At 58.4% G+C, this 25,218-nt stretch carries 21 protein-coding genes and 1 tRNA gene; 11 read left to right on the top strand and 11 right to left on the bottom strand.

Features of this window, described 5'->3' with window-relative positions:
- The first annotated feature begins 130 nt into the window (after positions 1 to 130).
- The 3 genes from ACTHV6_RS06270 to ACTHV6_RS06280 all read left to right on the top strand — a co-directional run bounded on the left by ACTHV6_RS06270 (position 131) and on the right by ACTHV6_RS06280 (position 2,241).
- Entirely contained in the window at positions 131 to 991 is an 861-nt protein-coding gene (locus tag ACTHV6_RS06270) for a DsbA family protein (RefSeq protein ID WP_441386428.1), read from the top strand.
- 143 nt (positions 992 to 1,134) lie between these two features.
- Positions 1,135 to 1,207 (top strand) — tRNA-Thr (locus tag ACTHV6_RS06275).
- A gap of 65 nt (positions 1,208 to 1,272) precedes the next feature.
- Entirely contained in the window at positions 1,273 to 2,241 is a 969-nt protein-coding gene (locus tag ACTHV6_RS06280; protein ID WP_441386429.1) for an endo alpha-1,4 polygalactosaminidase, read from the top strand.
- Positions 2,242 to 2,489: 248 nt separating this feature from the next.
- On the opposite strand, the gene eno is transcribed toward ACTHV6_RS06280, so the two are convergent.
- The 4 genes from eno to purU all read right to left on the bottom strand — a co-directional run bounded on the left by eno (position 2,490) and on the right by purU (position 8,479).
- Positions 2,490 to 3,752: a phosphopyruvate hydratase gene (gene eno, locus ACTHV6_RS06285; RefSeq protein ID WP_441386430.1), complete on the bottom strand. Its 1,263-nt coding sequence runs from the start codon at positions 3,750 to 3,752 to the stop codon at positions 2,490 to 2,492.
- Positions 3,753 to 4,073: 321 nt separating this feature from the next.
- Positions 4,074 to 4,694, bottom strand: coding sequence for a CueP family metal-binding protein (locus ACTHV6_RS06290; protein WP_441386431.1), 621 nt, complete (start codon positions 4,692 to 4,694; stop codon positions 4,074 to 4,076).
- A 402-nt stretch (positions 4,695 to 5,096) separates the two neighbouring features.
- Positions 5,097 to 6,815, bottom strand: a complete 1,719-nt coding sequence (locus ACTHV6_RS06295) for an ATP-binding protein (RefSeq protein ID WP_441386432.1) — start codon at positions 6,813 to 6,815, stop codon at positions 5,097 to 5,099.
- 818 nt (positions 6,816 to 7,633) lie between these two features.
- Positions 7,634 to 8,479, bottom strand: a complete 846-nt coding sequence (gene purU / locus ACTHV6_RS06300; RefSeq protein WP_441386433.1) for a formyltetrahydrofolate deformylase — start codon at positions 8,477 to 8,479, stop codon at positions 7,634 to 7,636.
- A gap of 124 nt (positions 8,480 to 8,603) precedes the next feature.
- Between purU and ACTHV6_RS06305 the strand changes: the two genes are divergently transcribed.
- Together ACTHV6_RS06305 and ACTHV6_RS06310 are read left to right on the top strand one after the other, a co-directional pair.
- Positions 8,604 to 9,218 carry a hypothetical protein gene (locus tag ACTHV6_RS06305; protein WP_441386434.1) on the top strand — a complete coding sequence of 205 codons (615 nt, stop codon included), beginning with the start codon at positions 8,604 to 8,606 and terminating at the stop codon, positions 9,216 to 9,218.
- 126 nt (positions 9,219 to 9,344) lie between these two features.
- Positions 9,345 to 10,781 carry an ATP-binding protein gene (locus ACTHV6_RS06310; RefSeq protein ID WP_441386435.1) on the top strand — a complete coding sequence of 479 codons (1,437 nt, stop codon included), beginning with the start codon at positions 9,345 to 9,347 and terminating at the stop codon, positions 10,779 to 10,781.
- Between the two features lie 162 nt (positions 10,782 to 10,943).
- Here ACTHV6_RS06310 and ACTHV6_RS06315 read toward each other — a convergent pair whose 3' ends face one another.
- Positions 10,944 to 11,615, bottom strand: coding sequence for a uracil-DNA glycosylase (locus ACTHV6_RS06315; RefSeq protein WP_441386436.1), 672 nt, complete (start codon positions 11,613 to 11,615; stop codon positions 10,944 to 10,946).
- Positions 11,616 to 11,785: 170 nt separating this feature from the next.
- Here ACTHV6_RS06315 and ACTHV6_RS06320 point away from each other — a divergent pair, with 170 nt between their 5' ends.
- From ACTHV6_RS06320 to groL, 3 genes are all read left to right on the top strand, one after another.
- Positions 11,786 to 12,064: a DUF3263 domain-containing protein gene (locus ACTHV6_RS06320; RefSeq protein ID WP_441386437.1), complete on the top strand. Its 279-nt coding sequence runs from the start codon at positions 11,786 to 11,788 to the stop codon at positions 12,062 to 12,064.
- A 26-nt stretch (positions 12,065 to 12,090) separates the two neighbouring features.
- Positions 12,091 to 12,711 carry a LytR C-terminal domain-containing protein gene (locus tag ACTHV6_RS06325; protein WP_441386438.1) on the top strand — a complete coding sequence of 207 codons (621 nt, stop codon included), beginning with the start codon at positions 12,091 to 12,093 and terminating at the stop codon, positions 12,709 to 12,711.
- Positions 12,712 to 13,000: 289 nt separating this feature from the next.
- The gene (gene groL / locus ACTHV6_RS06330) at positions 13,001 to 14,632 is read left to right on the top strand and encodes a chaperonin GroEL (protein WP_441386439.1); all 1,632 of its coding nucleotides are present in this window, start codon (positions 13,001 to 13,003) and stop codon (positions 14,630 to 14,632) included.
- Positions 14,633 to 14,848: 216 nt separating this feature from the next.
- On the opposite strand, the gene ACTHV6_RS06335 is transcribed toward groL, so the two are convergent.
- Both ACTHV6_RS06335 and ACTHV6_RS06340 read right to left on the bottom strand, forming a co-directional pair.
- Positions 14,849 to 15,601: a lysophospholipid acyltransferase family protein gene (locus ACTHV6_RS06335; RefSeq protein WP_441386440.1), complete on the bottom strand. Its 753-nt coding sequence runs from the start codon at positions 15,599 to 15,601 to the stop codon at positions 14,849 to 14,851.
- Between the two features lie 5 nt (positions 15,602 to 15,606).
- On the bottom strand, positions 15,607 to 16,404 hold the full coding sequence (locus tag ACTHV6_RS06340; protein ID WP_441386441.1) for an SDR family NAD(P)-dependent oxidoreductase: 798 nt from the start codon (positions 16,402 to 16,404) through the stop codon (positions 15,607 to 15,609).
- A gap of 147 nt (positions 16,405 to 16,551) precedes the next feature.
- Here ACTHV6_RS06340 and ACTHV6_RS06345 point away from each other — a divergent pair, with 147 nt between their 5' ends.
- Positions 16,552 to 18,237 (top strand): hypothetical protein, encoded by a 1,686-nt coding sequence (locus tag ACTHV6_RS06345; protein ID WP_441386442.1) that lies wholly within the window; start codon positions 16,552 to 16,554, stop codon positions 18,235 to 18,237.
- Positions 18,238 to 18,347: 110 nt separating this feature from the next.
- Here the strand turns inward: ACTHV6_RS06345 and ACTHV6_RS06350 are convergent, their stop codons facing one another.
- The 4 genes from ACTHV6_RS06350 to ACTHV6_RS06365 form a co-directional block, all read right to left on the bottom strand.
- Entirely contained in the window at positions 18,348 to 20,051 is a 1,704-nt protein-coding gene (locus ACTHV6_RS06350; RefSeq protein ID WP_441386443.1) for an ATP-binding protein, read from the bottom strand.
- 6 nt (positions 20,052 to 20,057) lie between these two features.
- A complete protein-coding gene (locus ACTHV6_RS06355; protein ID WP_441386444.1) occupies positions 20,058 to 20,804 on the bottom strand; it encodes a response regulator transcription factor in 747 nt (248 codons plus the stop codon).
- Between the two features lie 172 nt (positions 20,805 to 20,976).
- Positions 20,977 to 21,747, bottom strand: a complete 771-nt coding sequence (locus ACTHV6_RS06360; protein WP_441386445.1) for a PspA/IM30 family protein — start codon at positions 21,745 to 21,747, stop codon at positions 20,977 to 20,979.
- A 105-nt stretch (positions 21,748 to 21,852) separates the two neighbouring features.
- Entirely contained in the window at positions 21,853 to 23,832 is a 1,980-nt protein-coding gene (locus ACTHV6_RS06365) for a TPM domain-containing protein (protein ID WP_441386446.1), read from the bottom strand.
- Between the two features lie 162 nt (positions 23,833 to 23,994).
- Between ACTHV6_RS06365 and ACTHV6_RS06370 the strand changes: the two genes are divergently transcribed.
- Complete coding sequence (locus ACTHV6_RS06370) at positions 23,995 to 24,369, top strand: cold-shock protein (RefSeq protein ID WP_441386447.1); 375 nt, start codon at positions 23,995 to 23,997, stop codon at positions 24,367 to 24,369.
- Positions 24,362 to 25,129: a DUF3027 domain-containing protein gene (locus tag ACTHV6_RS06375; RefSeq protein WP_441386448.1), complete on the top strand. Its 768-nt coding sequence runs from the start codon at positions 24,362 to 24,364 to the stop codon at positions 25,127 to 25,129. The genes ACTHV6_RS06370 and ACTHV6_RS06375 overlap by 8 nt, the downstream gene beginning before the upstream one ends.
- Positions 25,130 to 25,218: the final 89 nt, after the last annotated feature.

Genomic DNA, 25,218 nt, shown 5'->3' on the forward strand with positions numbered 1-25,218 from the left:
TGAAGCATGTTCGCGCTAGCTGGGTTATTGCTGAAAGCGGTCCTCGAATTGCCACGGTTAAACCGGGTAGAGTGACAAAGTCGGGCGTTCCGGCAGCGAGTATACAAAGGAACTAGTTTAGAATTCAGCTATGGCATCTCGAAATACGCCGGGCACATCCGGCCAAAACCTCACCAAGCAGGAGCGGCGCGAGCAGGCTCGCGAAGCCGCCCGTAAGTTGCAGGAACAAGAAGCAAAGCGCGCCAAGCGCAACAGGATCCTCGCGATCATCGGCACGATTGCCCTTGTTGCCGTTGTTGGGTTGGCTGTCTGGCTGATTGTCCGATCCGGTCCTGATGACACGGGGTCAGACGGAGATTGGGCGGATTTCAATCGCGCCGAATCCGTTTTCACCGAAGATCGGCCTGAAAACGTCACCGATCAAGGTGGCATCACCATCGGCGCCAGTGGAGAAGCTGGAAGCGTGAACGAGGGCGCCCCCGAAGTGGATATCTACTTCGATTACCTGTGCTCATGGTGCAACAAGCTTGAGGGCGAATCCGGCGAAGAGCTTGCACAGATGGCAAAGGATGGCGAGATCACGCTCGTGTACCAGCCCGTTTCCATTATGGGTCAGGATTTCTCCGATCAGAGTGCCACGGCGGATTTCTTCCTCGCAGAGAATGCCCCCGAATACTACTTGGATTTCCACAATGAGTTGTTCTTGCAGAAGACCAACCCGCTGTTCGAAGATGGTGCTGATCAGACGTTACCGACGGTTGATGACATCGTAGAGATAGCCGAAAGCGTTGGCATCCCGGACGATACGATTGCTGATCTGAAGGAGGCCGTGGAAACCGGCGCCTATGATGACACGATCGCTAGCGCTTACGAGCAGTGGACCGCCAACGGGCAAACCGGTACTCCTGGCGTGATCATCAATGATCGCCAGCTCGCTGATTGGACGGAAGGTAAGCTCATTCAGTACGCCAAGCAGGCTGGCGAAGAGTAAAGACCCTCACTTGCCAGTTTGGGTAGGACCGTGACCCGCGGCTGCTTCGATAGGAATGCGGAGAGTAACGATTCTCGCATCTGCCTAGTTGGCCTGTAGGGCCCGATTCTGGCAAGATTAGGGACGCTGCGAACGTGCAGCGTGCCACCTTAGCTCAGTTGGTAGAGCAGCTGTCTTGTAAACAGCAGGTCATCGGTTCGAGTCCGATAGGTGGCTCAAGAATTTCAACTGCGAAGACCCGGCACACTTCAGAGTGCTGGGTCTTTGCGTACTCTGGAACCGTGAAGCAACATGGTGGTTCCTCGCTCGGCTCGGCGCGTCAGCTTTGGTGTATCCTCGCTGGAGGTTTTGCGCTGGCGTGGACGTTAGGTGCGTGCTCGCCAGCCACAGACGGTGCGCCATCCGGTGGGGGCCGTAACTCCGCATCAGTTAGCACCAGTCCGGAAAGCGCTCATGTGCCGGAAGAGACCTCTACGGAGGCAGAGAAGGCCAGTGGCTCGCCACAAACTGATACGGATAGCTCCGAAAGCTGGATGCTGCCGGAGGCGGGGCAGCTCGACTATCAACTGGGCGGCGCCTACGATCCGGATGATTCCGTCCACATTCTTGTGCGGGATCGCGAAGAGCCGCCGCTGCAGGGCGAGTACTCCATCTGCTATGTGAACGCGTTTCAAACTCAACCCGGCGAAGAGAGCCAGTGGAGTGAGGAGCTTCTGCTCAAGGAGAGCGGCGAGGTCTATTACGATCCCGAGTGGCCTGACGAAGCGCTGCTGGATACGTCGACTGAGCACAATCGCGAGCAGATCGTAGAGATTGCCAGCCCGTGGATCGAACAATGCGCTCGCGCTGGCTATCAGGCCGTGGAGTTCGACAACCTAGATTCCTACACCCGAACCGACGGTCTGCTGAGTTTTGGCGATAACCTCGCGATTGCTGAAGAACTGGTAGAAGTCGCCCACGCCAATGGACTGGCAGCTGGACAGAAGAATGCTGCCCAGGATTCAGCGGAGTTTCACGCTGGTGCTGGCTTTGACTTCGCGATCACGGAAAGCTGCGCCTATTACGGTGAATGTGCCGAGTATTCGCAGGTTTATGGTCCACTGGTGTTGGATATCGAGTACGCCGATCAGGTCACTTCTGCGGAGTTTCAGGCATTGTGCACCGAACCCGAATCGCCAGCTGGGATGGTCCTGCGAGACCGCGATCTGCTCACTCCGGACGATTCGGCCTACGTGTTCGAAACCTGCTAGCTGAGTTCTGCATACTGGTTGTCGGACTTTTCGCAGCTGGGCACTGGGCGGCACTTGTGTGCCGGATATGTGAAGGAGCCGCAGCCCCGGAAACCACCCGAATCCGGGGCTGTGGCTGGTCTTGTCACGCACCGATCAGCGTCTTGTATGCCGAATCGGAGCGTGGGTTGATGCGCGGGAGACTGAGCGGCGGCACCGCGAGTATTCCGCCGCTTCTCAGAGCTCCCACTTCCGTGAGCAAATGTGTGTCAGGCGAGTCCATAGGGCAGCGAAGCACTCGCCGTGATCTCGAGGAGCCGGTTGTACTTGGCGATTCGCTCTCCGCGTGCCGGTGCTCCGGTCTTGATCTGACCGGAGCCCATCGCCACAACGAAATCTGCGATGAACGGATCTGGTGTTTCTCCCGATCGATGCGAGACCATCTGCGCATAGCCGTTGGTGTGGCACAGCCGAATGGCATCAATAGCCTCGGTGACGGTACCGATCTGGTTCACCTTGATAAGCGCCGCGTTGGCAACGCCGTTATCGATGGCCTCGGAGATAATAGCGGGGTTTGTGCAGAAGTTGTCGTCTCCCACCAACTGGACCTTGTCCCCGAGCTCACGCGTCAACGTTTGCCAGTCCGCTAGATCATCTTCAGCGGCACCATCTTCGATGGACCAGATGGGATAGCGCTCCACGAGTTCGTCCAGAAGTGCGATCATCTGCTCCGAGCTCAACTGGCTTTCCCCTATGAGGTACCTGCCGTCTTTGTGGAACTCGGATGAGGCGGGATCTAGTGCGATCATGATGCCGCTTCGTCCGTGAGAGTAGCCGGCTGTAGTAATTGCCTCCACAAGAAGGTCACAGACTTGCTGAGGGGTGGCGAGGTCAGGCGCAAAGCCACCCTCATCACCCAATCCAGTTGAGTATCCGCGCGATGCCAGAATCTTCTTGAGTGCCGAATAGACCTCGGCGCCTGCACGGACCGCCTCGGGCATAGACGGCGCCCCAAGTGGGCTGATCATGAACTCTTGGAACTCAAGCGGGTTGGGCGCATGAACCCCGCCGTTCAGCACGTTGAAGCAGGGGACTGGAAGTCTGTAAGCCTGTCCCTCGATCGTTGGCAACCACTGCCACAATTCCTTGCCATCGGCGATTGCTGCTGCCCGAGCAAAGGCCATAGAGGTGCCAAGAATCGCGTTAGCACCAAGGCGAGCCTTGTTTGGAGTGCCGTCAAGATCGATCAGGGCCTGATCAAGAGCAGCGAGCGAATCAAAAGCTCTGCCTGAAAGAAGATCACGGATCTCTGTGTTGCAATTGCTGACAGCCTTCAGCACGCCCTGCCCAGAGTAGCGATCTGGATCGCCATCGCGCAGCTCCACCGCTTCGCGCGAGCCGGTCGAGGCTCCAGACGGAACCCCTGCCGTTGCTCGGAGGCCACCGGCGAGCGTCACAGCTACTTGGAGTGTTGGCTTCGCCCGAGAATCTAGGGTCTCTACCGCTTGGACATTTTCAATCTGGTACGGCATGGCCGATCCTTCCTCACGTAATAATGCAAGGAGGCACCCTACGAAAGCATGAATGCCTCGTAGGGACCGTTGGCCATCTGGATTCCAGATCGCAGTTTCATAGGCGGGCCCCACCGCCACTACCAATCGTCAGCATACTCCACGTTGGTGGCTACGGAGCGCCCGTTCCCAGATCTGGTGTCCTAGATTCGTGTTTTCTGGAGCTGGCGTCCTGATTCCAGTTAAGGGGCGCTCCTTAACCGGCGTTACGCCCCGGATCTGGTGAGTAGCGTGCGCCCGCGTACGGCAAGGTCCCGGCCGCAGTAACACTGAGGGTAGGTCCTATGAAAGCTGGAGGGTTGTGAGGCAGGTGGCGTCGTCGTCGTTAATCGTCGAAATATCCTCGGAAGCGGACTTTCCATCGTACTGGACCGTCAACTCAGCATCGATTCCCTTCGGGAGCCACACGCCAACGAAGCCGTTGTCAAAGCTGGTGAGGGTCTCGTTCACAATGTCCTCGCCGGTTTCCGAATCAACGATGGTCACCTCGAAGTCCTGATTGCCGAGTTCGGCCGTGCATGTGGTGAGGCTGTGGTAATAGCAATCGTGCGTCTGATCGATGTACGGGGCGAAGGAGAGGTAGAACTGGTCCTCGGGCAGCGGTGCGGATTCCTCGGCGCCGCTGGCGGTGGTGAAGACGACCTCGTCAGGGAGGACTGAGGCGAGAAGATCAGCGGGGCGTTCGTTCAGTGGTGTGCGGTCGAGTTCGTCTACAACCTCTTCCGGGGCCAGATCGCCGAGTCCGTGGGACTCGAGGACGTCTGAGACTTCGGCTGGCGCTTCCTGTGCGGCCGCATCGCTTGAGGCTGGTGCCGAATCGGACTCCGAATCCGAGCATGCCGAGAGAGTGGCTGTGGCGATCAGCAGTGCCGAGCCGATGGAAAGAAGCTTTGACGCGCGCATGAAGTGCCTCCGTGATGGGGTTGCGAGTATGTGGCTGGCTGGCCGGTGTTGCGTGTGGCCGGCCGAAGTATTGTGCCAGCTGGAGTTTGTGCTGGATTTGCCTTGGTTGTGATGCTGGCAATCCATCGGGAGTTCGATTCCCAACAGGCCGCCAACAGAAACCGTGAAAATTCTAAACAGGAACTCCGCCGGGTAAGTAGGTATTCGGACCTATACCGGGGCAGGGTATGCGGGGTGTTGGGTGTGTTGGGCGGGAAGTGGTACTACTTCCCCTAGTGTTTGGGCTCCCGATTTCTCAGTGAAGCGTCAGTGTAGGTCACTGAATTACACTGAACTACAGTGAGACCTACACTGAACTACAGTGAGACCTACACTGAACTACAGTGAGACCTACACTGGGATCTAATGATAGCTAAGAGGCATTGAGGCTGAGCCTTCAGTCGGGCGGCGGTACTTCCGCTGTCTGCTCGTTGGTGGAGCGGTAGCTTCAACCATCCCATCCGCGATGAGTTCCCGGAGAACATGACGGAGGGAGCCAATGGAACGTCCAGTGAGCTCGGCAATGTCATGGATAGATAGTGTCTCGTTCGAAGACAGCACGTCTAATATGGCAGCGCCCGCAGGAGACGGGAGTGCACTGCCGATAGCTATCTCAAAGTGTCCGTGCTCGGTTGACCTAACAACGCACTCCTTGCGGAGATCCTCGACGATTCTCTGCAAGTCCGCAGAATCGTAGCCCAAAGACTCGTGGAGGTCTGAAATAGTGGATTCACCGTCCCGATTCAGCGTCACGAGGATGGCATCCTCTTCGGGTGTGAGGTCCCGGTCAGTCAGATTATTCAACCAGCTTCGGAGTTCTGGCACTTCTGTCCCGTGACGGCGCAACGTGATTTCCACGCGTGCTGGGGTCACTCTGAACTCAGGAGGTTTGAGAGATCCTTCCGCCATTCGATTGATTATTAACCGGATACCGCTGCCTTGGCCCTCAGCAGCTTGATAGCCCGCGTTAGAAGGAACGGATTGTAAGAGGTTCAGCAGGACGGGATTTCGGGGAATGGACACTCCATCATCGAGAGTTTCACGAGTCTTGCCGCCCCACAACCCTCCTGGACTTTCGATCTCAATTCGGTCGGCGTAAATGTCAACACTGACATCTTGCGATTGGAAGCGTGAATCGTATTCGCGGTGGAGCACTGCATTCGCGATCGCTTCCCGAATCGCGTCCTCAGGGACCTCTAATTGGTCGCGCCTGCCCTCGCCTGTAACAACAGTGAACGTGCGAAGATTCTTTGTCACAGCTGCGACCGCTTGATCGACCATCTCTTGGATCGTGCCTTCGCAGATGGTTCGATCTAGGAATCTCATGGGGGCGCTAGCGTTCGACTTCTCGAGTCCCGGATGGGACGTGACGTCGATAACCAGCCGGGGGAAGAACTGTTGCGGATACGCGCCCAATACGAGTACTCCTGCCATCGTTAGCTCGCCCGATTTGGTAAGTACGTTAAGCCGGTGAAGTCGTGTTTCTACGGAATCGACACCGCTGATCGCGCGCTGTGAGCGCTTGTGAGCGAGCAATGCTTCCACTAGGTGGGGGTTGAGATCATCAATTGAACTATCCGGAACTGGGGACCTGTCCGTGTCTTGTGGGCGTAGCTCGTTTTGAAACTCGAATACCTCGAACGGTGTTAGCTTATGATCGCCATCGTCGATTCGCTTATAGGCACCATTCTGGACGCCTCTCGCAGTGATAAAGCTGGGACGGTTTCCTGCGTGATTTGGGCTGATGTCAACCAATAGCAGCGGCGCATCTTCAAAGGCTGCTCGGTGGATCTCATAATCGGGTGGGTTCGTTAACCGTGCAGCGGCCGAGTCTGCGCCACCGATACCAGAGATGAACTGGTTGCTAGCCCTATCTGGGTCAAATCCAACGGTCGGAGTGAAACCGGCTTCTTCGTCCAGTCCTAGAATTAAGGTCCCGCCGTTGGTGTTTGCGAATGCGCTGACCGTTTCCCATACGGCCTGCCCGATGTCTCTTGCAGCAGATTTCACTTCAATAGTGTTGGTGTCACTGTGGTGGGTGCGCATGAGTGATATCTCGCGTGACAGGTTTTCGATGTTCATGCTAGGCCCACATTCTCAGTGCTAAGCGGATAGTATCCGTGTGTTCATTCCTCAGTGTACGTCACTGTAGTTCACTGTACTACAGTGACGTACACTGATCGAGGCGGTTGTGTGCAGTGAGTTTCTCTGAAATGAGAACTAGCAATAGAGTTTATGGTGGAATTGCGGGGATTCCCAGATCTGGGATGTCTCGATCAGTGGATCTTCAGTGTATGTCTCAGTGGATTACACTGTGACATACACTGAAGTACAGTGAGGCCTACACTGAGCCTTACGTAGGACTTGTGGAGAGCGATTCCACTCCTAGATCGTGGATTCCGGCGGATTGGCGAGCAAAGGGCAAGTTATAGCTCCGTATATGGTGTAAGCCGTCTCCATGCGCATGGCTACTACAACATGCGGATCTATAATCCGACTAATCGGCGTTATGGGTGTGGCGGCTGGGGATATTTGTTGACTACCTGCACTTCCCGCGCGGGAGACTAGGCGGATTCAACAAGTGTTGCAACCACCGATTGAATTCTCCCTATCTATCTGCCCGCCGACAAAAGCCGTAGAGTTGCGGCATGGTTGATTCACGGCTTCTAGAACAAGCGAAGCGTCTCGGGGATAATGAGAAACTCGAGATGATCTCTGTGTTGTGGGACTAGATTGACCACTCAAAGCGGGAGCCATCGAAGGAGCGCCTTGCTGCTGTTCAACAACGGGCGGCAGAGGCGGACCCCAATCCGGATGACCAACTGACTTCAGAAGAGTTTTGGACTCTCCTTGAGCGGCGCTACATGTGAGCTCGAGATTTTGGACCGGATCCAGCCGCGCTAGGCAAACACCACGGTGGATGTGCCGTTGATTAGCACGCGTTGTTCTGCGTGCCAGCGGACGGCGCGGGTGAGTACGCGGCGCTCCACATCCTCGCCCTGAGACATGAGCTCTGAGACGGAATCTGAGTGTTTGACGCGCACGACGTCCTGTTCGATGATCGGGCCCTCGTCCAGATCTGGCGTGACGTAGTGAGCGGTGGCGCCGATGAGCTTCACGCCACGGGCATGGGCTTGGGCGTAGGGGCGTGCGCCCTTAAACGAGGGGAGGAAGGAATGATGAATGTTGATCACTCGGCCCTCCATTGCCTCACACACCTTGTCTGAGAGGATCTGCATGTAGCGGGCGAGCACCACAAGCTCGGCCCCGGTATCCTCGATCACTTTCAACAGGGCGGCCTCTGCCTCTGGCTTCGTTTCCTTCGTGACGGGGATATAGATGAACGGGACGCCGTAGAAATCGGCAAGCGGGCGGAGCGTCTCGTGGTTGGCCACGATCGCTGCAACCTCAATCTGAATCTTTCCCTCTTTGGTGTGATACAGAAGGTCAGAGAGGCAGTGTCCCTCTTTCGAGGCCATGATGACGGTTGGAATCTTCCGATCCTTGGCGCTGACTTCCCAAGCCATGTTGAGAGCCTGACCCATGTTGGCCATCCGGTTGCGGAACCCATCGGGATCGGCAATGCGCTCGGTTTCCACGCGCATATGGAAGTTGCCGGACGTTGTATCCCCAAACTGCTGTGACTCCACAATGTTTCCGCCCAGCTCAGTAATCGCGCCACTCACGGCGCGAACAATTCCGGGGCGGTCGGGGCAACTCAGCTTCAGGATTAACTCATCAGACATGGTGAGCATATTAGCAATGTGAGCCGGTGGCGTTGGGGAGCGCCCATCAGGTGTGCCTTCTGGTGAAGCTGATCGGTACCCATTGAGGCGGCCTTCGCCGATCATTCATCTGCCATACTGAACCATGGCGCAGATCAAGACATATCGCAGAGATGAAGAAGGCATTCTCCACTATCGTGAGGCGTGGACGGACAAGTCTTCGTTTCGCACCCATTTTGGCGAGGTGGGCACGAAGGGCACGGCCAAAGCGCAGACTGTGCGGGGCACGGCGCTATACCGCCAGGACAAACCCACGGCAACGCAATACATGCGCATGTTCAAAGAAGAGGCGCATGCCGATGGATACGCAGAGATTACTGACGAGGATCACGGTTGGGCGGTACTGCAAGTATGGACGCACACGCCTGATTTCAGCCACCCAGATGATGCGAGGTTGCTCCCAGAAGGCGAAGAAGCTCTCAACGATTTTGTTGGCTGGTACGGAATTGGCCACTGCGACGGCTACGACGTGGGAGGCACCCCTCCCGCAATACACAAGCTCGATGGGACGGTTGTGAACTACTTCTGTAAGGTCGTTGACACCGAGATATCGGTGAAGGTGCTGCGAATCTTCACACGGAAGTTCGGTATCACTCAGAAGTTCGTGATCGGGACCAGAGAGCCGGGTGAAAACACGGATTATGTGCTGGCTTGGTCGCCGCGTAAGCGAGACAAAGGCTTTAACCTCTTCGGCGCCTGATTCCTAGGCATCAGTTCCTAGGAGCCAACTTTTCGTCAAGCTCACCACCCAACATCCCACATAACATAACAGGGTGGTGAGTTGGGTGGTATGCTGAGTGGGAAGCTGTGTTGGGAGGTGTCCACGATGGACAGTGGCAAGCTATCCGCTATCGTCGAGAGTCTGCGCCAAATTGGCACGGATAAGCAACGTATCGAAGTGAAATCTGGTGTTGGTAAGTCAGTCCTAGAGACCCTGAGTGCATTCTCGAACGGTGATGGTGGAATGCTGATCGTGGGGTTGAGCGAATCTGATGGGTTTTCACTGGTTGACGCTTTTGACGCGGGGAGTCAACGAGACAAGCTGATGAACTCGTGCAAGAAGCTAACGCCAGTAGTGAGGCCGGAAATCGACATTGTGCCTTTCGAGAGCGGGGCGTTGCTGGTGGCGGAGCTTGACCCCATGGTTTCGCACGATAAACCGTGTTATGTCACTGAGCGTGGGCGCTACGGCGGTAGTTATATCCGAACGGGTGATGGCGATCTTCGCCTACAAAAGTACGAGATTGATCGCCTGATCGAAGAAAAGACGCAGCCTTCGTGGGATGCAGAAGTGGTTCCGGGCGCCCGTATTTCAGATCTTGATGAAGAGGTACTGCAGAACTTCATTTCCTCCCAGAGAATTCAACGCCCAAGGACATTCGCGAATGGCGAAGCTGTCGCACTGCAACGACTGTGGGTACTGAAGAACGAGGACCTGACGTTAGCGGGAGTGCTCGCAATGGGCGCGTTTCCTCAGGAGTTCTTTCCCCGGCTGAATGTCACCTTCTCGGAGTTTCCCGGAACGTCCAAGAGTGACATTCGTGAGGGGATGAGGCTTGTGGATCGGGCTACGTTCGAGGGCCCGATCCCAGAGATTGTTGAGAGTGTCATCGAAAAGGTGCAATCAAACATGCGGACTGCGGGGCAGATTGAGGGGGTTTATCGCAAAGATCTACCAGATTACCCGCTCGTGGCTATACGCGAGGCGATCGTCAATGCGCTCATGCACCGTGATTACTCGCCCGACGCCCGTGGCACTCAAGTTCAAGTCAACATGTTTGTGGATAGGTTGGAGATAACCAACCCGGGTGGTCTCTACGGCGCGGTGACGTTGCGAACTTTGGGGCAAGCGGGATTGAGTTCTACTCGAAACCAACGGCTGTCTGCTCTTCTGGAGACTGTCAGGACGACTGCTGGAGGCCCCGTAGCTGAGAATCGTGGAACTGGAATAGCCATCATGCAATCAGAGTTGAGCAACTCGCTCATGCCGCCTCCTGAATTTCGAGATGACCTAGCGAGCTTCACAGTGGTTTTCCGGCGCCGACACGTGGCGCCAGCAGAACGCTATCTCACCGCATTGAGCAGAGTGCAACAGGAATTAACGGAGCGTGAGAGTGCGAGTACAGCGCAGCTCATGGAAGAACTTGGATTGAGTAGGACTAGCATCCAGAACGCCGTAAATAAGCTGATCGAATCTGGCATTGTCGAGGCTACTGAACCCCCGAAGAGCCCGCGCCAGAGGTACCGGATCGTTAGGAGCTAGAACTTCCACAAGCTCACCACCCAACATCCCACATAACATAACAGGGTGGTGAGTTGGGTGGGATGTTATGTGGGAAGCTCTCTCGACACGTCCCTATGTAGTCCCGGTGCATCGGTGATCGGCGAGTTGAAGCTCTCCCCAACTCCCGAACACCCCACCGCCCTACGGCAACTGCCAGTCAATCGGCCCGGCCCCCTGCGCGGCCAACAGCTGGTTGGCGCGCGAGAACGGGTGGGACCCGAAGAATCCCCGGCTAGCCGATAGTGGCGAGGGATGTGGGGACATCACCACCGGCGTATCACCTAGCAGTGGCCGCAGTTCCTGTGCCGGCCGCCCCCACAGAATCGCGACGAGCGGCTGATCCCGCGCCGCCAGCGCCCTTATCGCGTGATCGGTCACCTGCTCCCATCCCTTGCCGCGATGTGATGCGGCCTTGCCGGGCTGGACGGTCAACACCCTGTTGAGCAGCATGACCCCACGATCGCACCACGGGGAAAGGTCCGGCGTGGAGGGCATGGGCGTGCCCAGATCATCGTGCATTTCCTTAAAGATGTTGACGAGCGAGCGAGGAAACGGCCGCACATCCCGCTCCGCACTAAAGCTCAGTCCCACCGGATGTCCGGGAGTCGGGTAGGGATCTTGCCCAACGATCAGCACCTTGACGGCGTCCATCGGATAAGTGAACGCGCGCAGTACGTTCTGGCCAGCCGGCAGATAGCCGCGCTTGGCCGCCAGTTCCTCGCGAAGAAACTCGCCCATCTCGTGAATCCGCGGCTCCACCGGCGCCAGCGCCGCGGCCCACTGCGTATCGATGATCTGATCCAAAGGCTGCATGGAGTTTAGTTTAGTGCTCGGTGGGGCGTGGGAGGGATTTCGTCGTCGAAAAGATGACGACGACGGGACCCCGCGTACGCACGCGGGAACCTCCTCCGTCCCCGATCGTGTGCCCGCGATCCGGAGCCGCGAACCGAAATGTGGTGGAGGCGGCGGGTAGGGTTGTGGCAATGAATAGTACGGAGCAAGTGACTGGGTGGGCGGCGCGAAATCTGGAGCCGCTGACGGAAGAGGAAGCGCGCGTTCTGGAGTTTGAAGGAACGTGGGCGCAGCGCGGCCTGCGCAAGAACGCCGGGATCGCGGCTCTGGGCATGAGTGTGTCTCATTACTACCTTGTACTGAACCACGCGATCGCCAAGCCTATCGCGGAGCTGGAGAATCCGGAGCTGATCCGTAGGCTGAAGCGCATGCGCGAGGTGCGTGAAACTGAGCGGCACGGTAGGCGCTAATGGGTGGGACAAGATAGGCTAGCGGCGTGGCAGATAAAGAGTATCCGGTTGATGAATTTGATCGTCTTGCGTCCGAACGCAAGGTTCGTGGCGCCCACCGGCGTCAGGAATCCAACCGCAAATGGTGGATTGCCCTTGTGGCCGTTCTGGTTATTGCGCCGCTGATCGGCTGGGGGCTGGTCCACTGGGCTGGTCAGAGATCAGACAGTCCGCTTGCCGAGGGCCCGGAGCCAACCACTGTTGCCACAGATCAGGCCACAGCGGGCCCCGCGGATCCGGAGGCAACTCCAACCGCTGATCCCACGGAGGCGCCGGAAGAAACGCCAGAACCCACCGAGGAACCAGTGGCAGATCCGGATCTCGATACGCCCGTTCAGGTTCGTAACGCTTCCCTCGTTGCTGGGCATGCCGCTCAGATGCAGCAGGCGCTGCTTGACGCCGGGTACACCAACGTAGCGGCGGACAACTTCCCTACGACCAGTCCCACCGTCTCCCAGGTGTTCTACCCGGATGAGAGCTTCGAGCCAACGGCGCTCGCGGTTGCCGAGGCGTTGGGCATTCCGGCAGATGCGGATCATGTTGTGGAAGGTGAAGGTACTGAGGGTACCGGCGTGATCATCGTGGTACTGGCTGGAGATCTGGGCTAGCTTTTCGGGTGGCTGGCGCGTGCCGGGGTGTGCGGAAGTGCTGGCGTGCGTGTGCCGATACATCACCAATGTTCGCTGACAGTATGATCACTCGCTCATAGTTTTGACGCGCCTTGCACTCGCGGGCCTAGAGTGCCAAAATCTAGTTAGCACTCTCGTAGTGAGAGTGACAAAGTCTCACAGTTGGTGAGGGTTCGTGCGGGCCGGGACGTGACCGGTGTGTACGATCTCGTCCGTCGCGGGCACCAGCTGGCAGATCTAACCGTCCCCATGGGAGGAACTAGAAGCTATGGCAAAGACCATTGCGTTCAACGAGGAAGCTCGTCGCAATATGGAGAACGGGCTGAACCTTCTCGCCGATACGGTGAAGGTGACGCTTGGCCCGCGCGGCCGCAACGTTGTCCTAGACAAGAAGTGGGGCGCCCCCACGATCACCAACGATGGTGTGTCCATCGCCAAGGAGATCGATCTGGAGGATCCCTACGAGCGCATCGGCGCTGAGCTGGTGAAGGAAGTTGCTAAGAAGACCGACGATGTGGCCGGTGACGGAACCACAACCGCTACGGTCCTCGCACAGGCCCTTGTGCACGAAGGCCTCCGCAACGTTGCCGCCGGATCCAACCCGATCGCCCTGAAGAAGGGCATCGAAGTTGCCGCTGCGGCGATCACCGAGCGTCTGCTCGTTGATGCCAAGGAAATCGAAACCGAAGAGCAGATCGCGGCCACCGCCTCGATCTCCGCTGGCGATCCCGAGATCGGCGCAGTTATCGCTCAGGCGATGACCAAGGCCGGCAAGGAAGGCGTCATCACGGTTGAAGAGTCCAACACCTTCGGCCTTGAGCTGGAGCTGACCGAAGGCATGTCCTTCGATAAGGGCTTCCTTTCCCCATACTTCGTGACGGATTCAGAGCGTCAGGAAGCAGTGCTGGAGGACGCCTACGTTCTCCTCGTTGATTCCAAGATCTCGAACGTCAAGGAACTGCTGCCCCTCCTTGAGAAGGTTATGCAAACCAACAAGCCGCTGCTCATCATCTCCGAAGATGTTGAGGGCGAAGCCCTTGCCACTCTCGTGGTGAACAAGATCCGTGGCACGTTCAAGTCCGCAGCCGTCAAGGCTCCTGGCTTTGGCGATCGCCGCAAGGAGATGCTGCAGGACATGGCCATCCTGACCGGTGGCCAGGTTATCTCCGAGACCGTTGGTCTCAAGCTGGAGAACGCTGATCTGGACCTCCTCGGCAGTGCACGCAAGGTTGTGCTCACCAAGGATGAGACCACGATCGTTGATGGCGCAGGTTCTTCCGAGCAGCTCGAGGGCCGCGTTGCCCAGATCAAGGGCCAGATCGAGAACTCCACCTCTGAGTATGACACCGAGAAGCTCCAGGAGCGCTTGGCGAAGCTCGCCGGTGGCGTGGCCGTTATCAAGGCTGGCGCAGCAACCGAGGTTGAGCTCAAGGAGCGCAAGCACCGCATTGAGGACGCCGTCCGCAATGCAAAGGCTGCTGTTGAAGAAGGAATCGTTGCCGGTGGCGGCGTTGCCCTCATTCAGGCCGCCGAGGAAGCTTTCGCTGGCCTAGACCTCGAAGGTGACGAGCTGACCGGCGCGGAGATCGTGCGTTCGGCCATCGTTGCTCCTCTCAAGCAGATCGCTGTGAACGCTGGCCTCGAAGGCGGCGTTATTGTGGAGAAGGTACGCGGGCTCGAAAAGGGCTTCGGACTCAACGCTGCAACTGGTGACTACGTGGATCTGGTTGCCGCTGGCATCACTGATCCGGTTAAGGTGACCCGTTCCGCGCTGCAGAACGCTTCGTCCATTGCTGGCCTGTTCCTGACCACCGAGGCCGTTGTGGCCGACAAGCCAGAACCGCCGGCCGCTGCTGGCGCTGGCGATGGTGGCATGGGCGATATGGGCGGCATGTACTAAGCCATCAACCCACACGGTTACGGTGATCGGGTTAAGCCGATTCGGTAGCCGCACCAGGTGGCGGGGGCCTCGGAGCATTGCTCCGGGGCCTTCGTTCGCTTTGTCTCTTGTGAATGAGTGTTACGAGGGTGAGTGGGTTGTGGGGAAGGGGCGGGGCCGTCGTCGTCAAAAAATAACGACGACGGGACGCTCAAAACGCACGGAAGGCGTCACTAGCTAGGCCGCAGAATCAGAATCGCCTAGGTCCACCGGGGGATCGAAGGGCGAGTGGCCATCAATCTCCGGGTGCGGTGTACCCTGCTCCAACATTGCGGTGATGGCAACGAAGCAGCGGGCCATGAGTTCGTCGGGCGTTTCGTTCGGCATGGCGTACATCGGTTTGCCGATGAACAGGAATACTTCGCTGCCGATCTTTGGGAAAACCGCGCCAACTGGCATCGCCTCGTGGCCGCCTGACATGGCAATTGGGACTAACGGGATATCGTTGTGGATGGCCAGTGCGGCGGCGCCCGCCTTGGGCGTGCCCATGTTGCCATCGCGCGAACGTGTGCCCTCGGGGAACACAAGGATGGGAACTCCGGCGCGCAGCAGCCGTCCTGTCATGCCGGCTGCTCGACCTCCCTGAGTGTTCTTTCCCTTGCGTTCGATCGGGTAGCTATTGAAGAAAACCGAGGTGAGCCCCGAGATGAAGCGCCTGCGGTAGAAATAATCGGCCGCGGCTCCCGTTGCTAGGCGCTCCGTCAGGGAGGTTGGCAACAGAGAGAACACCATGGGAGCGTCCAGATGGGACGAATGATTCGGGGTGATGATGAAGGCGCCATCGAGGTCCTCCACATTTTCTTCGCCGAGCACAGTGGGCCTGACCACCGTTGAGATAAGAGGGCGCGTCACGAGCCGGCGTACCCAGTGGCGGCGGCGTTTGCGCCCGCTGTCCAGATACGGCTCGAGGGGCTCCAAGTTCTCCGGCATGTAGCTTAATCACGCCCCTTGTTGATGCGAGATGTCACGGCTTCTACTGCCGGACGTGGAGCGTGTTCGGCTAAGGCAGCGATGACTTTGAATCGCTTTGAGGGTACCGAATATGTCTTGCCTCGTTCAACGTCGCGTAGACACTCTGCGACAACCCGCTCAGGACTAAGAAACAGGAAATCGGGCAGGTTTGACGTGGTAATGCCTGAACGCTCATGCAGTTCAGTGCGAACCCACCCCGGCATAAATGTCATCACTTGCACACCTTGAGGTGCCACCTCGATGGCTAGCGAACGGGACCACTGGCGAACAAGTGCCTTGATACCCGAGTACAGGCCCATGGGTACGAGCGCAGAAACAGAGGCGGTATTGATGATGACTCCGTGGCCGCGGTTGGCCATGGCGATGCCGCTTGCCCCGCCCACGCGGACAACTGCCGATGCCATGACGTCAATGGCGCCTATAAGAGGATCGGTATCTGTTGTGGCGAGCTTGTGATGCAGCCCGAAACCGGCATTGTTGATCAGGACCTCGATCGGGGATTCCTCACTGAGTAGGCGATCACTCACCAGCTGGAGGCCAGCTTCTGTGCTGAGATCCGCCTGAAGAATATCGCAGGCCGTGCCGCGTGAACGAAAGTCCTGCGCCGTTGCTTCCAATTTCGTGAGCGAGCGGCCTACTAGCACGAGTTCGCATCCTCGTTGGGCCAAGGCATTTGCGAACGCTAGGCCTATTCCCGAGGTTCCACCGGTGACTAGGGCTCTGCCGCGGAGCGGCGAAGCGGAGTTTCGAGATGATCGCACGACACTACGTTAGTTCACTGGGCCGTGTTTGTGCTCCTTTTGGGTGAGGTGTGGTACTCGGGAGTTGAAAAAACATACGATGGGGCTAGAATCGCGTGGGCCGAAAAGCCGGTGGTTTGTTTATGAGTGGTCTGGTCAGGAGGTCACATGTCAGCGGAGGTACCGCAGTGGTTGATTCAAGCGTTCGTACGCTCGGTTCAGGCTGCTGGATCGGCGGATTCTAAGGATCAGATTGCTGACGTATGCCGTGCGCTCATCGGACGGTGGTCCAGCCCGGACCGCTCCTATCACGGCGTCACCCACCTTACCTATGTCCTGACGCGTTTGGAGACCCTGTTGCCCGAGGCTCGGGAACCCGATCTGGTGCGGCTTGCCGCTTGGTACCACGGCTGCTCATTCTCCACGACCGAAGAAGATACCTACACTCATAACGGTGGCGAAAACGAGGACGCATCCGCCACAATCGCTCACGAGCAGCTCCAAGGCTTGGGCGTAGCTCCCGAGAAGGCGGAGCGTGTAGCCTCGCTCATTCGCGCTCTCGGCCCTCAACGGAATGCTGCCGGTTCGGAAAGCGCACAGGTGTTTGATCTAGACGAACAAACACTGCGAGACGCACACCTAGGTACCCTGGCCGTTGAGCCACAGCGCTATAAGAACTACCTATCGAAAGTTGCCGAGGAGTATTCCCACATTCCCCGCATCGATTTCCTGACGGCACGGCGGCAAATTGTGAGCAGGTTGCTCTCACGTAAACAGCTGTTTCTGACGCCTCTGGCGCGACAGTGGGATGAACCTGCCCGCGAGAACCTCGCCGCCGAACTCGAGCGGCTGAACAATTCTCTCGCCAAGGAAGCTGAGGGCGATTCGAGGGAAGGCGATGCGGACGAACATGTTCCGGCGGGAAGCGGCGTTGAGCGGACCGGCGCTCAAGCCGAGCAGGCGGGCGGTCAACCTGAGCCGGCGGGTGCCCAACCTGAGCCGACCAGTGCTCACGGCGAACAGACCGGCACGCAAGCTGAGCAGACGCGTGCTGAAGCTGAGGTAACCAGCGCTGAAGGTAAGCAGATCGGCGTTCAACCTGAGCAGGCGCGCGCTGAAGCATCCGCAGGAATCCGCCGCGAGCCTCGTGCGACAAACAATGAGGACACGATGTCAAGCCTCGAAGCGTGCGCAGATAGGGTTGATCCGGGCCTCAAGCCGCATGAACCAGCAACGCCTGAGGCCGCTCGAAAGGCCCGGCGTGACCAGATCGCTGAGGAAATGCGCCAGCGAATCGAAGAACGGCATAAGGCTGCCGATACGATTCGGATGAATCGGATTTCTGAGGAAACCGCCAGAGAGCAAGGGCTGAAGCACGAGTCACAAGATCGTGATGATGTGGCAGGCGATCCTGTTGACGCCAGCACGGAAGAGCACTCCCTGCCATCCCGCGAGATCGGATCGTCCAGTTCAACGCCGCCGCGCAGGATATCCGCGTGGGAGCGCGTGATGGACGGGCAAGGCGGGCATAGTGACCGGCAAGACGGGCACAGCAAGGGCCAAGACGGACACAGCGACCGACAGGATAACGGGCATGGTGACCGGCAAGATAGCGGCCAAGACGGACACAGCGCCGGGCACGAGCCCGTAACAGAGCGTGAGACAGCACCAGAGCCCGCACGGTACTCAGAGCCTGCACCGCACCTAGAGACCCCGCCGCAACCAGAACCCTCAGACGAGAGCGCACTCGCGGAACCAGAGCATTCAGATGAGGACAGCCAAGCGGCCCCGGCCCCAGAGGAGGAGCGGCAAGAGGCTCCCACTCATGGGATTGAGCGAGAGCCAGACCTGTAAGCCGCAGACCTGTAAGCCGCGGAGCCGAATGACCCTCGCACTAGCAACAACAATGACCCTCGCACAAGTAAGAACCTTGTGCGTTGGACCAGCCGGGGTTCGGCCTAGGCCTAAGACTTTTTGGCCCCGCCCCGCGATCCGCGTATGCCTTTAACACCCTTGACCCCTTTGAAGCCCTTGCCACCCTTTTCACCCTTGCTGGCTCTTTCACCTTTGGATGAGCTGTCTTTGGATGAACCGCCTCTAGACGAACTACCTCTAGACGAACTACCTCTAGACGAGCTGCCGCCTTCGGCCGGCGCCCCAGAATCGGCACCGTCCCCGAGGCCGCTCGCATCGTCGTCCACGAATCCGATGGGAAATGCGAGGCGGACGGTGAGGCCGTGATCGGCTGTGGGCTGTACGCGCGCAGTGCCGCCGTGGGCAGCCATGATGGAGGCCACGATGGACATGCCCAGCCCGGACCCGCCAGATTCGCGTGAGCGTGACGAATCGGTTCGATAGAAGCGCTCGAACAGGTGCTGGGCGTCGGCGGCGGATACGCCGGGCCCATGATCGCGAACTTCGATGACGGCTTCGGTGGGGGAGATCTTCCCGATGGCAAGTTCGGTGGGTGTTCCGGCGGGAGTGTGGGTGAGAACGTTGTTGAGGATATTGGTGATCACCTGGGTAATCTTGTCCTTGTCCCCGATGATGGATACTTCGGGTGCCGCTCCGCCTTCCAACCCGATGAGCTGAGCGTTGCGCGAAGAATCCCGCGCGTGCATATCGGAAATCGCATTGATGCAGGCATGGTTGAGATTCACCATGGTGCGGTCCAAGGGGCGGCCTTCGTCCAACCGCGCCAGCTGCAGAAGATCTTCCACGAGGCGTGACATGCGCTTGGATTCGGATTCAATGCGCGCCATGGTGGGCGTCATTTGATCGTCTGGCACGCCCCCAAGCCGGTACAGTTCCGCGTAGCCGCGAACGGTTGCCAGCGGCGTGCGAAGCTCGTGGGAGGCATCGGATACGAACTGCCGCATCTGACGTTCGGACCGCTCCTTATCGGCAAAGGCATGTTCAATCTGCGCCAGCATCACGTTGATCGAGTTGGCCAGCATTCCCACTTCGGAGCCGGGGTTATCCTCGGGAACTCGTTGGGAGAGATCGCCGGCCGCGATGGAATGGGTAGCCCGTTCGATATCGCGCAGGGATTTCAGGTGATGGCGCACAAGCCACGAGGCCACCAGAGTGCCAACGGCAAGTACCGCGAACCCCACAAGCACGAGGAGCCGCGTTACCAGCGCAACGGTATTGTGTACTTGGGCCAACGGCCGCGCCACAAGAACCGCGCCCACCGGCTGGTTCTGATTCGCGAGGTCGCTCATGGTGACGGGCAGAACGATCACCCGCCAGTTGCTGCCTTCCTTAGTGCCTGCGACGGTCTGAGGTGAATCACCCACGGTGCTCAGCAACTCGGTTGCCTCGGAAGGCGTTCCGTAGCTGCTGAGGGTTTGCGGAGCAATCCGAGTAGAGGTGACGAATTCTCCCCCTTGCTGATCGTAGATCATGGCTTTGAGGTAGAAATCGGACAGATTGAGGTTACTTCCTGATCCGGACTCCGTAGCCCGCATATCATCAATGATTTGCACGGCCACGAGCTTGCCGGACGAACGCAGCCCATCGTCCAGATTCCGTACCAGGTACCGCTCCAGCAGAGTTACGGTGATGGTGCTGACCACAATAATCACCACAACGATCAGGGCGATAAACGTGAACAGAAGCCGGAAACTCAGCGTATTGGTACGCTTGGGCTGGAGTAGGGGCTGCAAGGGGTGCTACTGCTTTCCCGCGCGCAGCACGTACCCGATGCCACGCTTGGTGTGAATCAGTGGGGTGAGCGAAGCAGCTTCCTCAGGATCGGTAATACCAATGTTGTCCGGCGAATCGATCTTCCTGCGCAAGTAGGAGATGTAGGACTCCACGATGGAGATTTCCCCATCCCAGTTGTAGTCCCACACGTGATCGAGGATCTGCATCTTGGATACCACGCGCTCCGCGTTGATCATCAGGTAGCGCAGCAGCTTGAATTCCGTGGGGGAGAGTTCTACGGGACGGCCGGCCCGATGGACTTCGTAGGAATCCTCATTGAGCTGCAAATCCGCGTACTGGAGTACCGCGGCTTCATCCTCAACTGGACTGGTTCGGCGCAGAACGGCGCGAATCCGCGCCACCACCTCTTCGAGGGAGAACGGCTTGGTGATGTAATCATCGCCGCCAACAGTCAGCCCTTGGATCTTGTCCTTGATATCGTCACGCGCGGTCAGGAACAGCACGGGTAGTTCGGGATCGCGTAGGCGCAGCCGGCGCAACACTTCGAAACCGTCCATATCGGGCAGCATGATGTCCAGAACCACAAGATCAACATGGCTCCCTGACTGGTGATGCAGCGCCTCATTTCCGTCCGCCGCTGTGAGTACGGAGAATCCAGCGAATCGCAGGGACGCAGAAAGAAGTTCGCGGATGGACGGTTCATCGTCCACGACGAGCAGGGTTGCTTCAGATGTTGGCTGCTGAGTACTCATGGGGACCATTCAAAACCCCGTAGCTGGGAGTTGTCTAGGAGTAAGTTGTGTGAGGATTATCGACGACGGCGACGACGGCGACGAATGCAAACGGCCACCCCCTACCAGATCCAGAGCGAAGGATCTGTTAAGAAGTGGCCGTTGCGATTAGAGGGAGGTGTGTCAGCGCGGACTAGTAGGAGGTGAAGTCCTTGCCCTCGATCTGCGCCTGCTCATCTGGGGCAGCATCTGCGCCTGCCTTGAGTGCGGCTAGGCGGGTCTCGATCTCCACATCGTTGGAGTGATCCTCGAGCTCAGCGAACTGATCTTCCAGCGAAGAAGCGGCTACCTCTGCCTTGCCCATGGCAAGGGCTTCCTGCCGGCGAACGCGTTCCTCGTAGCGCCCCAGCTCGGAGGTTGGGTCCATGACGTTAATCGAGGAAATCGCATCCTGAACTTGGTTCTGGGCGCCAGCGGACTTCTCGCGGGCAACAAGCTGATCGCGCTTGGTCTTGAGCTCTGTGAGCTTGCCCTTCATCTGTTCAAGGCCGGTCTTGAGCTTCTCAACAACTTCTTCTTGAGATGTGATCATCGGTTCGGCATCGCGAGCTTCCTGCTCGGAGTTGATCTGGTTGGTGATGGCCACCTTGGCCAAGTTGTCGAAACGCGCGGCCTCGGAATCGTTTCCTTCTGCGCGGAATGCGTCTGCACGCTGAGAGGCGGCCAGAGCCTTCTGACCCCACTGCTTCGCGGTTTCCACGTCCTCGTTGTAATCAGCCTGAGCCAAGCGAAGGTTGCCAACGGTGACGGCCACGGCGTCCGTTGCCTCGGCGATGGAGTTCGTGTAGTCACGCACCATCTGATCCAGCATCTTCTGGGGATCCTCTGCGCGATCGAGCAGGGAATTCACATTGGCCTTGGCCAGCTGACTGATCCGGCCGAGGATCGTTTGCTTTTCTGACATGGTATGCCTTTCGTTGAGCTTGAAGCCGCTTGCTGAAACTTTAGCGAATAGAAGTGTTGTGTTCTCAGATATTTCGCGGTGAGCGGTGAATGGTTGCTACGTGGCCTAGAACGAACCACCGAATCCTTTGCCGCCGGAACGCCCGCCGCCAAAGGACCCACCGCGCCGGCCACCGCGGAATGATCCGCCCGAGCGTCCCCCACCGAAGGAGCCGCCCCCGCCTCCGGAGAAGCCGCCGCGCCTGCCTCCACCAAACGATCCGCCGGAATAGCCCCCGTAGTACCCGCCGCGGCGGCCGCCTCCGGAGAGCAGAGAGCCGATGATCATGCCGCCAACCACATCGCCCCAATCGGAGTTGCCGCCGTTGTTGTGCTGGTTGGATTCATTGCGCACTGATCGTTCGGCGGTTTTCAGGGCGTTGTCTGCCTGAGAGCGTGCGCTCTCGAACAGCTGGGCCTTGTGCGGGAGATCTTGGGCGGCCTCACCTTCGGAATAGGACTTGCGGGCGGCGGCCAGCTCCGTCCGCGCACGCGAGGAAACGTAGCGAGAGTACTGGTCAATGTAGGAATCGGCCTCTGAAATGGCCGCCTGTGCGAGGTTCTGGTTGCGCCCGGCCAGAGATTCGGCGCGCTGCCGATTCTCTTCCTGAGTACGCACCTGCTCAAGCGCCGCGTCCAGAGCAGTTTCCGCCTCGGTCAGATCGTTCACCGCCTTGACCGGGTCAGGTGTGGAGCCGGTGGCGTAATCAATGGCCTTCTGGGCCGTTGCCGCACGGGCACTAATGTTGGGATCGCCCGCACCCAGCTTCTTGGCATCGGCAACGTCCTGGCTAATGGAGGCAATGTTCTGCTGCATCTGAGCGCTGGCCTCCTCCAGTGAGGCGCGAGCATTCGAGAGCTTGTGTGCGAGGTTGCGCGCCTGACGCAATGCGTCCTCAGCCATCCGCGCATAGGGAACCGCCTTGTTATTCTGCCCTGCGTCCACGAGCTTCCGTCCCTCGGACGTTGATTCGGTGACAGAGCCCAGCAGTGCAAGGATTTGGGAGGGGTAGGTGCGCAGAGTTTCCAACGCCGATTCGGGGTAGGAAAGCGCCAGTGAGTTCAGCTGGGCATCGGCACTCGATATCTGATCGGCAATCTCCTTGACCCGTGTATCGAGTTCAGCAAGGTGCTCGCCCGCGGTTGCGCTCAGGTTGCGCAGTTTCTGGAACTCGGCTTCCTGAGCGGTGATAGCCTGCTGCGCACGCCCGGTCAGTTCGATGATGTTTTGATTCATTTCGAACTGTTGCGCGGGAGTCTCTGGAACGTCATCATCCAAGCGCTTCTGGATTTCGAAGGCTTGCTGCATGGCGTTCTGCGCGTCAACCAGCGCGTGCGAGAACTGTGAGGTGGCTTCCGTGCCAAACTCGGCCCGTGCGTACTCGAGTTCCGCAGAAGCCGAGCGAACGCCGTCGTCGGCAGAAAGAAGCTGAAAGGAGGCCTGCTTGACTATCTGCTCCAAACTTGCTGCCTCGTTGCGTTCCCGCGCGGACTTGCGGCGCTTACTGATGAGCCAGTACGCACCGCCCACAATAACGATGATGAGCGCACCTACAAGGAGTGGGCCCCAGTTGAAACTCTGGCCGCTCTCCAGCTCCTCGGCTACGAGGATCGTGCCCTCCGCCCAGTTCCCAGCTTGCCACTGAGCCATGGCGTCCTCGGTCAGGGCGTCGCTGATTTCATCCGCCGTGAAGCCATCTTCGCCCGCCCACACGGAGTATTGGCGGGAATCGGTGGCAATGGCTAGCACCGCGTCACGGCTGCCCAAGTTCGATTGTTCGGCGGTATCGGCTGCCCAATCGTCCGAGCTTGCGCCATCAAAGGTGCTGACATACACCACGCGCAGGTTGTGGCCGGTTTCGCCCTGAAGATCCTCCAAAGCCGATTGCACGCTCTCAACATCGCTGACAACCCCGGATTCATCCGTGACGGTGCCCGTCAGATTCATTGGCTCCTCCGCGTGTACCGAAGGGAGGGCAATCAAGCTCACGGCGAGGGCCACGAGCATCGCGATGAGGCGTGGCAGAACACGATGTTGAGATCTCATTCTTAGATCATTGCGTATCGCGGTGCTTTGGGCCAGAGCGAAACACAAAATATTCTCTGAGCGAGCCTGCGAGCATTGCCATAAAAGGTTCGTTTAGCGCCTAGTCAAAGAAGGGCTAGACTGGGGAGCAGTATCTATTCAGTTTGATGAAAGCGAGTTGCCGTGCCTACGGGTAAGGTTAAGTTCTTCGATGAGAAGAAGGGGTTTGGCTTTATTGCCGGGGACGACGGCGAGGAAGTCTATCTCCCCTCCTCTGCCCTGCCCATCGGCATCAAGCTGAGGGCTGGATCTCGTATCGAATACGGCGTTGCTGAGACACGCCGTGGCCCACAGGCCCTGTCAGTCTCCCTTCTGAAGAAGGTGGAGTCTCTATCCAAAAAGAACCGCCGCCCTCCCGAGGAAATGGTGGACATTGTGGAGGACCTTATTAAGATTCTTGACCACTCCTCTGAGCAGTTGCGCCGTGGGCGTTACCCAGAAGGCGGACGGCGCATCGCCCAAGCGCTGCGCACATTGGCGGATGATTTTGATGCCTGAGCAAGTAAAACTATCGAAGGGATACGGCAAAGAACGTATTCTCGGCGAGGCCGTTGATTTCGCGCGTGAGGCCCTGAGCCAGCTGACCAAACCTGCCAACGTTGGTGCACATGTTGGCGTGGTGGCCGAAGGCGATCGGGTGTTGACGCACTGCTTCGCTTGCCTGCTGCCCGGATACCCCGGATGGTACTGGACCGTTACACTGGCGCGGATTCCCCGCTCTAAGAGGCCAACGATCAACGAGATGTCATTGCGGCCCGGCAAGGATGCCCATCTGGCACCCGATTGGGTTCCGTGGGCTGAGCGCCTTCAGCCTGATGATATCCAGCCAACCGATCGGCTCCCCTATGTGGAATCCGATGAGCGGCTAGAACCGGGTTTCGAGGAAATCGGGGATGATGCCGATCAGCTCGAACAGTTCGAAATGGGACTGGGGCGCGAGCGCGTGCTTTCTCCCGAGGGGCGCAGTCAGGCGTTCTCGCGCTGGTATGCGAACGATCACGGCCCCGATAATCCGGCCACGCGTTCTGCTTCCGCAACATGCTCCACCTGTGGATTTCTCATGACCATGGGCGGGTCCGCGCGCACCGTATTTGGCGTGTGCGCCAACGAATGGTCCCCGTTTGATGGGAAAGTTGTATCCTTCGATCATGGCTGTGGCTCTCACTCACAAACCGACGTGCCCAAGCAGAAGCTGCTGTGGGATCCGGTAGAGCCCGTGATTGACGAAATGGATGTTGACGTTCTAGCGGCGGAGTAAATGGAGCGTTTGCAGGGCCGGGTCCGGGGCTACGCGTGGGGAGGGCCCGCCACAATTCCCGAGCTTTTCGGCTATCCGCCAGCCAATGG

Source organism: Ancrocorticia sp. (assembly GCF_052089425.1).
In the GTDB taxonomy this organism is placed as follows: domain Bacteria; phylum Actinomycetota; class Actinomycetes; order Actinomycetales; family Actinomycetaceae; genus Ancrocorticia.